Source organism: Streptomyces sp. NPDC006516, assembly GCF_040611875.1.
In the GTDB taxonomy this organism is placed as follows: Bacteria; Actinomycetota; Actinomycetes; order Streptomycetales; family Streptomycetaceae; genus Streptomyces.
Genome location: NZ_JBEXPD010000004.1, coordinates 382,491 through 394,157, shown reverse-complemented (window position 1 = coordinate 394,157; position 11,667 = coordinate 382,491). Strand labels below are relative to the sequence as shown.

Sequence of the window (11,667 nt, the reverse complement as noted above, 5' to 3'; positions counted from 1 at the left end):
TGGAAGTGGGACCCTCCTGCCCGAAAAGGCACTCTCGTGCGATCGGATGTTGCCGTGAAAGGGTTCCCCGCAACACCGTGTTCTTACAAGGGAGTTGTCGCGCCAGGGCGACGGCGCACCCTGCGGGCGAGGGGAAGAGAGCATGGTCGGCGCGAGTCCTGGAGACGGCGCTCCGTTCCCTCGCGCCCAGCGCAGGGTCCGCCGGAGCCCGTTGTTGTTCACAGCGCCTCTGGTGATGCTGGGGGTGCTGATACTTGTCCTTGTCCGGGAGTCGATCCGCGGCAACATCACGGCGGAGGCGCGGGCGCACTGGCCCTGGCGTCTGCAACTGCTCGACATGCAAGTGCTCGGCAGTCTGCTGGCCGTCGCGGTCGGCGCCGTCCTCGCACGGGCCCAGTACGCCCGTACCGTGCGGCCCTACCTGGGCCGGCGGGGCTCATGGGCCAGAGGCAGTCTCCGTGGGGACACCCAGGCGTGGACCGTGGGCATACTGAACGGCGGCCAGCACATCGCGACTGTGGAGTCCTACGACTGCCAGGTCGTCCTGGCCGGTGGAGACGGTCGCACCGGTACCCGATGGACCGACATCAGTGTGGCGGTGGACGAACTGACCAGGTCGGGACTGGTGGTCGCGGAGGACTTCCAGCTTGCCGAGCTCGGGCCGGGCTTTCCCCTCGTGGGTACCAGCAGCTACGAAACGGTGCTGGTGGGGGCCTTTTCCAAGGAGTTCGTCGAACGTGTCGAGGCGCTCCATGTGCGCATCCGAGTGACCGACGTCGTGGGCGACAGTCACGAGCGTATCGGCGACTGCATGAGAGGAGCGAGGGCGAACACGCATGCTCCGCCGGACTGACGCGGTCGTGGGCTGTGAGGTGCGCCGGTCTGCTGGGCGATCCTTACGAGCGCCGAACGAGTGAAATCCATGCGCCCGAGGCTCGCTTCCCTCCTTGCCGCGGCTGCCGCCGGCCGCTGCCGTTCAGGTGGTTCCACGGGTGGTGGGGCGGCAGGGGATGTGTGAGGGTGGGCCGACTCGTTCGCGACCAGAACCACGAGCCGGACCCGGTGGGCCCATGGAGCAGGGTGGCCGACGGCTTCCACGCTGCTGATACCCCGTCACCCGGGCGGTCCAAAGGGCGCCATGATTTCCGGCTCCACAATTCGGCGTAAACACAGGATTTCCTCTCACGTCGCGTTTGCGAGGGGCTGAGGGCAGAGTAAAGTCATGCCGCCGGGCACTGTGAATATGCAGGCGCCGGCTGTGATCCAGTGTCCGGAAACAATCCCTCAAGGACGGCCGTGAAGACCTACGAAACCTCCCCCTCCTTCGCTATCGCGAAGAAGAGCCGTGTGCCGCTCGCCAAGATCGACGCCCGTGGCGCCGATGCCTCCAGGAAGATCGGGCGGGTATTCGGTACCTCCACGGGTCGTTCCATGCAGACTTCGACCTTCAGTTCGGCACTCTGAGTTGAGTGCCGAGGTGGCTAGACTGGGGGGATGACAGGACCCCTGGTCCCTTTTCGCGAGGTCGTGCTCAAGGTGCACAGCAGATGCGACCTTGCCTGCGACCATTGCTATATCTATGAACACGCAGATCAGAGCTGGCGCACCCGCCCTAAGTCCATCTCTGACGAGGCCATTTCATGGACAGCTCGACGATTGGCCGAGCATGCCTCGGAGCATGCACTCGATTCGATGTCAGTGATCCTGCATGGAGGCGAGCCGCTCCTGGCCGGCCCGGCGCGACTGCGCCGTGTCTGCGAGGAGCTGACCTCGGCGTTGGACGGTATCGCTGAGCTGGACCTCAGGATCCATACGAACGGCGTCCAGCTCAGCCCCCGCTACCTCGACCTCTTCGACGAGTTCGACGTCAAGGTCGGTATCTCCCTTGACGGCGACCGTACGGCGAACGACCGGCACCGCCTCTTCGCCAACGGCCGGTCCAGTCACCCCTTGGTCCTCAGGGCCGTGCAGCTGCTGCGCGAGGACCGCTACCGTCACTTGGACCTCGGGTTGCTGTGCACCATCGATGTCCGCAACGATCCTGTCGAGGTGTTCGACGCCCTCGCCGAACTCGATCCCCCGCAGGTGGATTTCCTCCTGCCGCACGCCACATGGGACGAGCCCCCGTCGCGTCCCGACGGATCGCCCACCGCGTATGCCGACTGGCTCCTCGCGGTCTTCGACCGCTGGACGGAGCAGGGGCAGACGCTGCCGGTACGCCTCTTCTCCTCGGTTCTGTCCACCCTGAGCGGCGGTCCGAGTCTCACCGAGTCCCTCGGGCTGGCCCCTACGGATCTGGTCGTCATCGAGACGGACGGGCAACTGGAGCAGGTCGACTCCCTCAAGAGCGCATACGAGGGGGCCGCGGCCACCGGTTTCGACGTGTTCTCGCACTCCTTCGATGACGTCGCCGCTCACCCCGGAGTGCGTGCACGGCAGCTGGGTCTGGCCGGCGTCAGTGAGACATGCCGGGCGTGTCCCGTCGTGCGCTCGTGCGGCGGAGGCCTCTACACGCATCGCTACCGCTCCTCCAGTGGGTTCGACAATCCGTCTGTGTACTGCACCGATCTCTCGACGCTGGTGCGCGCCGTCGAGGAGCGGGCCGCCGCTTCCATCGGCTCCTCCGCGGTGACCGAACCGGTCGCGCTCGTGGAAGCCGAACAGGAAGTGAACCGCACTCTCCTGGCCGCACTGCACGCCGGGCCGGGCGCGCGCGGACACGCCCACTGGCACGAGGCATGGGACCTGGCCACCGAGATCGAAGGGACGGAGCGGGGCGCCATCGCCCTGGACGAGGTACTCGGTCATCCTTACGCTCGCGCCTGGCTTCTCGACGCGCAGGACGCGCCGGGCGGCCGGGCTCTCGATCGGCTCGCCGCGTCCGTGGCCGCAGCGGCTGTCCGTGCGCGACTCGAGCTCACGGTCCCCATGCGGTTCGAAGACGGAAGGCTCTTCCTCCCGACTCTGGGTGAAGTGCGGATCGGTGAGCCCGGAGAGCACGGGCGAGCCCTGGTGCGCGCCGTCGGAGAGGGCTTCCAGGTCCGTAGGGACGGTCCGGGGAGAGCGGTCGACGTCGCCGACACCACGACGGAAGGGGGCGGCTGGAGTCCGCTGCGCCGGGTCGGCGGGGAGGGTGGACCCGGATTCGTGCTCGACGATCTGGACCCGTATCGCGACTGCTTCGACGCCCCGGCGACGCCGCGGCTCACCGCGCGCGAGGCCGGAGCATGGGGTACGCACCTGGATTCGGCGTGGGAGTCGCTGCGGCGGAAGGTCCCTGATCAGGCGACCGAGGCGGCGCGGGCTCTGGTGACCCTGACCCCTCTTGCCGCAGGTACGACCTGCGCCGGAGCGCACGGCTACGGCGCCCTGGGGCTGGGCGTCCATGAAGGCGACGACGAGCTCGCTCTCGCACTGCTGCGCGGATTCAGACGTACAAAGTTCCGGGCGCTCGTCGGTGTCACGGATCTTTACGCCGCGGATGGGGAATGGGAACACAGGGCTCCCTGGAGTCGTGAATCCGTGCCGTTCTCGAGGCTGCTCTCGGAAACTTTCGAACGGGTGGGGACCGGACTGTTCGAGCCACGGCTTCTCGACGGAGTCAGGCAAGCGCTCGACATGATCGAAACGGCTCCGGAATTGACCATCGACGGAACCAGGGTCGTAGCCGGACTCCGGAAAGAGCTTGCCGGAAGCACACATGGAACATCTGGGGAAGAAAAGACGCAAGATCTTTCTCGATCATGAACAGGGGTTGCTGTATGTGTAGGTGGATGACTGAAAAGCAACGGTGAATGACCGAACCGCAGGGGGGCGGAGTGCGGTCCGTTCCGTAAAGATGAATTCGCTCGCATCCTTCCTTTCCACTCTCTCGATGCGAGTGCCACACAGGACGGGGGTCGTGTGCACGCATCGACGCAGCAGCGAGCGGCGGACCATCGGCCGTACTTCTTTCTGAGTTACGCGCATACACCGGGGTACGGCGGTGGATCGGACCCGGACATGTGGGTCGAACGGCTTTTCCAAGATCTCTGCGGTCATGTGATGGCCATGACCAATCTCCCCGCGGGATCGCCGGCCGGCTTCATGGACCGCGAAATACGCTCGGGCGAGGGCTGGTCCGAGCGGCTGGGCAGCGTGCTCGCGAGCTGCCGGGTCTTCGTGCCCTTGTTCTCGCCCCGCTACTTCGCGAGCGAGATGTGCGGCAAGGAGTGGTACGCCTTCGAACAGCGCGCCATCCATCACAGAGCCCGGTCGAATCAGCCTGCCGAGGCGATCGTGCCCGCTCTCTGGGTCCCTGTGCCACCGAGTCAACTCCCGGGCCCAGCAGAACGGTTACAGTTCAACCACCGGGACTTCGGAGACCGTTATGTCAGTGACGGCCTCTACGGACTGATCAAACTCACCCTGTTCGCCCAAGACTACGAACAGGCTGTCTATCACCTGGCCAAACGCATCGTCCACGTGGCGGATACCGTACGGATCGGCTCAGGCAGGCCTCTCGACTTCCGCCTCGTCCCCAGCGCGTTCGGCGCACCAGGCAGCGGCGCCGGCGCACCGAGGCCCATGCGGATCTCCATTGCCGCGCCCACGCGTCACGACCTGCCGGAAGGCCGGAACCCCGAGTACTACGGCGACAATCCACAGGAATGGAACCCCTACCATCCGGCCTCCGCCAGACCTCTGGCCTACGTGGCCGAAGAACTGGTTCGCTCGCTCAACTACCAGGCTGTCATCACGTCGTTCGACGAGGAGCCCGGTCAACGTGAGGGAAAGCAAGCACCCAGCACTCCCGAGATCCTCCTTGTCGACCGCTGGGCTCTGCAGGACGAGGATCTCAGGCGCAGGCTTGCGGCTTTCGACGCGGAGAACCGGCCCTGGGTGACCATGGTCGTGCCGTGGTGCAGGGACGACCACCAGAGCAGGGCGGCCGAAGCGGAACTGACCGAGATGCTCGAGCAGACGATGCCGGTCAAGATGCGACAGGGGCGGGCCTTCTGCCGTGTCGCGGCCAAGGGGGTACCCAGCATGGAGGCGTTCGGTCAGGTCCTGCCCCAAGTGGTCGAGGTGGCAGCCCAGCAGTACCTGAGGCATGCCACCGTCTATCCACCGGCCGGTGGACGGCACAGTGAACGGACGCGACTGATGGGGCCCATGGGCAACACACAGTTCATACCCGACATGCACGACCCTGCGACGGATTCGGAGGACGTATGACAGCCGGTCGTGACGGGCGCATCGTCACCTTCTACTCGTACAAGGGCGGCACAGGGCGCACCATGGCCCTGGCCAACACCGCCTGGATCCTGGCAGCCAACGGCAAGAGGGTCCTGGCCGTCGACTGGGACCTCGAGGCACCAGGGCTCCACCGGTTCTTCCACCCGTTCCTCGACCCCTCGACGCTCGGGGCCACCACCGGCGTGATCGACCTGATCACCGAATTCGCGTGGGCCGCCACCAACCCCGCCCAGAGGGCCGACGACTGGCACCGGGACTACGCCCGTATCCAGCCGCACGCGGTCTCGCTCACCCCGGAGACGCTGGGCTGGGAGTTCCCGCGGGGCGGCACCCTCGACTTCGTCTCCGCCGGGCGCCAGAACCGTGAGTACTCCGCCACCGTCTCCACCTTCGACTGGGACAACTTCTACGACCGTCTCGGGGGAGGGCACTTCTTCGATGCCCTGCGGGACGACATGAAGGCCAACTACGACTACATCCTCATCGACAGCCGTACGGGCCTCAGCGACATCGCCGACATCTGCACCGTCCACCTCCCGGACGTGCTCGTCGACTGCTTCACCCTCAGCGACCAGTCCATCGACGGGGCGGCCTCCGTCGCCCGGCAGATCGCCGAGCGCTACACAGGACGGCCCATCTCGATCTTCCCGGTCCCGATGCGGATCGACGAAGGGGAGAAGGAGAAGGCGGACGCAGGGCGTGCGCTGGCCCGCCTCAAGTTCGACCGGCTGCCGCGAGACCTTTCCGGCGACGAACTCACGGCCTACTGGGGTGCGGTGGAGATCCCCTACCGTCCCTACTACGCGTACGAGGAGACACTCGCCACCTTCGGGGACGAGGCGGGACTCAGCAACTCGCTCCTTTCGGCCTTCGAGCGTCTCACCGCGGTGGTCACCCAGCAGGAGGTCACTGCGATGCCTCCGGTAGGTGAAGAGGCGCGGCTGCGTATCCGTGACGCGTTCACCCGGCGCAGGCCCGCGCTCCCCGCCGATCTCTTCCTCAGCTATGTGGCGGAGAACCGCATGTGGGCCGACTGGATCGAATCGGTCCTGACACGGGCGGGGTTCCGCGTGGTCCCACGCGACGTCTCCGCCGACCCGGGCACCCTGGACGCCTCGCACGCACCGACGGAGACGGCGGCCCGGACGGTCGTCCTCCTCTCCAGCGCCTACCTCAAGTCCCAGCGGGCCGTGGACCTCTGGGAGCGTGCGGTGTCCGAAGACCCCGGTGGTGGGCGACGGCAACTGCTGCCGCTCAGGATCAGCGATGTCCGGCTCTCCGCGCCGTACATCGACCGCAACCCGGTCGACCTGTTCCGGCTCGACGAGGTGCATGCCACCACCGCTCTGATGCGCGCTCTGGATCGTCCGGTACAGCTCGGCGACGGTGTGTCCCCAGGGCCCCGCTTCCCCGGCACTGTGCCCCGGATCTGGAACGCACCGCCTCGCAACCCCGGCTTCACCGGTCGTTCCCTGGTCCTGGAGCGGATGCGCGACCAGCTCGGCGGAGGAATGGCCGTCGTGCTGCCGCAGCCGCAGACCCTGTACGGCCTCGGGGGAGTGGGAAAGACCCAGGTGGCCCTGGAGTACGTCCACCGGTTCATGGCCGACTACGACCTGGTGTGGTGGATATCGTCCGAGCAGACCGACGACGTCATCGCCGGGCTGGCGGAACTGGCCGTGCGGCTCGGCGCCCAGGGCGGCGACGACATGGCTGCGGCCTCGCAGGAGGCTGTCGACCTGCTGAGGCGTGGGGTGCCGTCGGATCGCTGGCTCCTCGTCTTCGACAACGCTGACGACCCGGAGCGACTTCGGCGTTACTTCCCGCAAGGCGGTTCCGGTCACATCCTTGTCACCTCCCGGAACCAGGCGTGGTCCCAGCACGGAGACGCGCTGCCTGTCGACGTCTTCCTGCGGGAGGAGTCGATCGAGCACCTGCAGCGGCGTGCTCCTGGTCTCAGCGCGGAGGACGCCGCCCAGGTGGCGACCGCCGTCGGCGACCTGCCGCTCGCGGTGGAGCAGGCGGCGGCATGGATCGCGGAAACGGCCACTCCCATCGACACCTATCTCGAGCAGTTGGCCCAGCAGGCGCCGGAGGTGCTGGCCCTGAACCAGCCGGCCGGATATCCGCGGCCCGTCGCCGCCACGTGGAACATCTCCATCGAACGCCTCAAGGAGCGCTCGCCCGCAGCGGTGCGCCTGCTGCAACTCTGCGCGTTCTTCGCGCCCGAACCGATCTCCGCGAATCTCCTCTACAGCAAGGAAATGATCGAAGCCCTGAAGCCGTACGACTCCTCACTCCAGGAGAAGCTGGTCCTGGGCCGTGTCATCCGGGAGATCGGCCGCTTCGCCTTGGCCAAGGTCGACCAGGTCTCGAACTCCATCCAGGTGCACCGCCTGGTGCAGGCCGTCATCAGGGCTCAGCTCAGCGAGGAGGAGCAGGCCGAGGCCAGGCACGTCGTCCACCGCATCCTCGCCGGCGCCCGGCCCGACGACACCGAGCCGATCGACAACCCTGAGACCTGGCCCCGCTTCGCCGCGATCTGGCCACACCTCGGCCCGTCCGACGCACGCAACTGCAGGGACCACGAAACCCGCAGGCTGCTGATCGACCGCGTGCGCTATCTCTGGAAGCGTGGCGACGTCAGGACGGCGGCGACTCTGGGAGAGGAACTGCGTGAGGTCTGGCTCGACATGCTGGGGGAGCGGGACATCCAGTACCTCTACCTCTGCTTCCACCTCTCCAACATCCTCCGCACTCGCGGCCGGTACGTGGAGGCCAAGGAACTCGACGAGTTCACCCTGAGGCTGCAACGCGAGGTACTCGGGCCGGAGCATCCGCACACGTACATGACCACCAGCAGCCTGGCCATCGATCTGGGTCTGCTCGGTGATTACGGGCGAGCGATCGAACTGGCCACGGAAGCCCATGACGGCTTCAACCAGATCTTCCACGAGAGGCACGCCCGGACGCTCGCCGCGGCCAACAACCTCGCCCTGAACCTGCGGAGCATCGGGCAGTACGCCAAGGCCCGGGAGATCGACCAGGACTGCTACGACCTGCGGTCGGAGGTGCTGGGTCAGGAACACCCGCACAGCCTCTCCTCCGCACTCAACCTGGCTCGTGACCTTCGCGAGGTCGGGCGGTACGAGGACTCCGTCGGGTTGCTCAGCCGCACGTACGACAGCCTCAAGGCGACCCTCGGACGGACCTATCCGACCACGCTCAGCGCCGCCAAGAGCCTGGCGGTGTCGCTGCGCAGAGCGGGACAGCTGGAGGACGCGCGGAGGCTGACCGTGGCCACCCGGGCCAGGTACCGGGCCAAGTACACCTCGGCCAACCCGGAATCGCTCGCTTGCGACCTCAACCTGGCGGCAGACCTGTTCGCGGCAGGGGAAGCGACGGAGGCCAGGGACACCGCGCAGGAGGTGGTGGACCAGTACATGAAGGTGCCGGGGGAAAGGCATCCGTACACTCTGGCCGCACAGAACAACCTGGGTGTCTACCTCTCGGGGGCAGACGTCGCGGAGGAGGCGGAGAATCTCCTGACACGGGTGGTCGCCTCTATGCGCGAAGTGTTCGGGCGCGAGCACCCGAACACGCTGTTCTGCGTCATGAACCTGGCGAATGCGACGGCTGAGCGCGGCGATCTCGAACTGGTTCTGGAGACGGAGCGGCGGGTCGCCGGCCAGCTCAGGGAGGTGCTCGGCGCGCACCATCCGGAGACGCTGGCCATGACGTCCAACCTCGCGGTCACGCTCGACGTGATGGGACGCAAGGACGAGGCCCTGCGGCTGCGGGCGGAGACCGGCGACGAGCTCGCCCGGCAGCTCGGTGACGAGCATCCGCTGACCCGGATAGCGCGGGACGAGCGGAGGTTCTGGAGGGAGCTGGAACCGATGTCCGTGTGAGGAGACGAGGGCTCCGGGCCGGCCTTCCCGGAGTCCTCGTCGCCGGGAGGGCCGCAGCTCCGGTCGCGCTCAGCGACCCGGAGCCCCCTGCGTGCTGGCGATCCGGAGTCCCGGCCTCAGCAGACCGCCGCTTCCCGTTCGTCGAGCAGCCAGTTGAGTATGCCGGGAAGCACGGACAAGGCGGCGAAATGTGCCGCCGTCGGTTCCAGTACGGCCGTGGCGCCCGGGATCTGTTCGGCCAGCCAGCGGGAGTGCCCGACAGGGGAGAACACGTCCTGCACGCCGTGCCACAGCATCACCGGGCACCTGATGTCGGCGGGGTCGAACCCCCATGGCGTGGAGAACGCGATCGCGTCGTCGATCCAGCCGTACGCCGAGGTGCGCAACCCCTCGCGGAAGTTGTCGAGAAGCATGGTGCGGATGCCGGCGTCGTTGACCACGCTCCGGTCGGAGTCGGTCAGTTCCCGGCGCAGGTCGTCCAGGAGCTGGACCGGGTTCTGCCGGATCGCGGCCGAGCGGCTGATGAAGGACTCCGCCAGCCCGTCCGGGTCCGCGGCGGCCCTGGAGTAGGCGAGCACGTTCGAGGCGGCCATCCCCTCGAACCAGTCGAGGCCCTCGGCATCCCGGGGAGCCAGGCTCACCAAAGCGGCGGCACGGGTGACACGCTCGGGCATCAGTGCCGCGCAGGCCAGGGCGTGCGGGGCGCCGCCGGAGCGGCCGACCACGGCGAAGCGCTCCAGTCCGAGCGAGTCCGCGATGGTCCGTACGTCCTCGGCGACGTTCATCACGCGGCGTCCCGGCAGCCGGTCCGAGCCGCCGTAACCCGGCCGGTCGTAGGAGATCAACTGCATGTTGCGCTGGTAGAGGACCATCCCGCGGGGGGCAGGGCCCAGCCGGCTGCCCGGCATGCCGTGGAGGAGGAACACCGGTCTGCCTCGTGGGTCCCCCTGACGTACGACCGTCAGCTGCCGTCCGTCCGCCACGCGAACCCGATTCAGCACGCCGCCCCCTCCGCTCGGTCACCAAGTGCCCGGTGAGTACTGCCTGTTCGATGATGACCTATCGCGGGTGATACCGGCACTCCTTGTCGGTATCGGCCGGTGGTGACGGGGACGTCCGGTGACGTTCGGGGGGCGCTCACCAGGTGTTCGACTTCGGGAGCGCTCTGCACAGCATGCGGACCGGACGAGTGATCACAGGACAGGACCGGTCCTCACCCCGGGCAGCGCCCCGTCGCACGCGGTGTTCGCGAACGGAACCGGCATGGTGCGACACGCAGCTTGTGAACGGGTCGCGGGCGAACGGTCGCCGTCGTGTGTGCGTCCTGAAGTCGACCTTGTGTGCTATCGATCGCGTCGGAATAGTGGGCGCCCCATCCTCCGTGTACAGGGCACCCCACATGTCCGTGCACGGCCCCACAGGAGGTCGAAGTTGAAGCACCGACGTATGTCCAGGAAGCGCGTGGCGATGGCCGGATCGGCCGTCCTCGCCCTGGTAGCAGCAGGAGTGACGTTCCAGACTGCGAACGCCAGTGAAGACGTGCCCCAGTTCACCGTGCGGACCCTCGACGCCCACTCGGCCGGACGTCTCGCAGCCACCCTGGACAAGGCGCTGGGCGGCGACACGGCGGGCGCGTACTACGACGCCGGGGCCAAGCACCTCGTCGTCAACGTCGTCGACGAGGCGGCGGCCGAGCAGGTCCGCCAGGCCGGCGGCAAGGCCAGACTCGTGGAGCACACGCTCGCCCAGCTGACGGACGCCCGGCAGACCCTCGCCGACAAGGCGACCGTTCCCGGCACCGCCTGGGCGGTCGACCCGGTCAGCAACAAGGTGATCGTCACGGCCGACCGTACGGTCGAGGGCGCGGCCTGGGACAGGCTGAGCAAGGTGGTCGAAGGGCTCGGGTCCCAGGCGGAGCTCACCAGGTCCGCAGGGGAGTTCAAGCCCCTGGTCGCGGGCGGTGACGCGATCTGGGGCGGCGGGGGACGCTGCTCGCTGGGCTTCAACGTCGTCAAGGACGGCGAGCCGTACTTCCTGACCGCCGGCCACTGCACCGAGTCGATCACCAGCTGGTCCGACACGCAGGGCGGCTCGGAGATCGGTGCCAACGAAGGCTCCAGCTTCCCCGACAACGACTACGGTCTCGTGAAGTACACCTCCGACGCGGCGCACCCCAGCGAGGTGAACCTCTACGACGGCTCCACCCAGCCGATCACCCGGGCGGGCGAGGCCACGGTCGGGATGTCGGTGACGCGCAGCGGCTCGACCACCCAGGTCCACGACGGGGAGGTCACCGCGCTGGACGCCACGGTCAACTACGGCAACGGCGACATCGTCAACGGGCTCATCCAGACGACGGTCTGCGCCGAGCCGGGCGACAGCGGCGGTTCGCTCTTCTCGGGCGACACCGCGATCGGCCTCACGTCGGGCGGCAGCGGTGACTGCTCCTCGGGCGGCGAGACGTTCTTCCAGCCGGTGCCGGAGGCGCTGGCGGCATACGGCGCCGAGATCGGCTGAC

General features: G+C 67.6%; 7 protein-coding genes. 6 read left to right on the top strand and 1 reads right to left on the bottom strand.

Annotation, left to right across the window (positions count from 1 at the left end; genetic code table 11):
* Positions 1-214: 214 nt before the first annotated feature.
* From ABZY45_RS16135 to fxsT, 5 genes are all read left to right on the top strand, one after another.
* Entirely contained in the window at positions 215-853 is a 639-nt protein-coding gene (locus ABZY45_RS16135; RefSeq protein ID WP_356740324.1) for a hypothetical protein, read from the top strand.
* Between the two features lie 443 nt (positions 854-1,296).
* Positions 1,297-1,464 carry an FxSxx-COOH cyclophane-containing RiPP peptide gene (gene fxsA, locus ABZY45_RS16130; protein WP_356740322.1) on the top strand — a complete coding sequence of 56 codons (168 nt, stop codon included), beginning with the start codon at positions 1,297-1,299 and terminating at the stop codon, positions 1,462-1,464.
* 30 nt (positions 1,465-1,494) lie between these two features.
* Entirely contained in the window at positions 1,495-3,747 is a 2,253-nt protein-coding gene (fxsB, locus tag ABZY45_RS16125) for a radical SAM/SPASM protein FxsB, inactivated metallohydrolase extension form (protein WP_356740320.1), read from the top strand.
* A gap of 156 nt (positions 3,748-3,903) precedes the next feature.
* A complete protein-coding gene (fsxC, locus tag ABZY45_RS16120) occupies positions 3,904-5,217 on the top strand; it encodes an FxsC protein (RefSeq protein ID WP_356740318.1) in 1,314 nt (437 codons plus the stop codon).
* Positions 5,214-9,149 carry an FxSxx-COOH system tetratricopeptide repeat protein gene (gene fxsT / locus ABZY45_RS16115; protein WP_356740316.1) on the top strand — a complete coding sequence of 1,312 codons (3,936 nt, stop codon included), beginning with the start codon at positions 5,214-5,216 and terminating at the stop codon, positions 9,147-9,149. Before fsxC ends, fxsT begins: the two co-directional genes overlap by 4 nt.
* Positions 9,150-9,265: 116 nt before the next feature.
* Here the strand turns inward: fxsT and ABZY45_RS16110 are convergent, their stop codons facing one another.
* Entirely contained in the window at positions 9,266-10,150 is an 885-nt protein-coding gene (locus ABZY45_RS16110) for an alpha/beta fold hydrolase (RefSeq protein ID WP_356740314.1), read from the bottom strand.
* A gap of 337 nt (positions 10,151-10,487) precedes the next feature.
* Between ABZY45_RS16110 and ABZY45_RS16105 the strand changes: the two genes are divergently transcribed.
* The gene (locus ABZY45_RS16105) at positions 10,488-11,666 is read left to right on the top strand and encodes a S1 family peptidase (protein WP_356740312.1); all 1,179 of its coding nucleotides are present in this window, start codon (positions 10,488-10,490) and stop codon (positions 11,664-11,666) included.
* Position 11,667: the final 1 nt, after the last annotated feature.

Bases quoted from the DNA above. Each gene is read 5' to 3' on its own strand.
- fxsB (WP_356740320.1), top strand. From the start codon at position 1,495: ATGACAGGACCCCTGGTCCCTTTTCGCGAGGTCGTGCTCAAGGTGCAC.
- fxsT (WP_356740316.1), top strand. From the start codon at position 5,214: ATGACAGCCGGTCGTGACGGGCGCATCGTCACCTTCTACTCGTACAAG.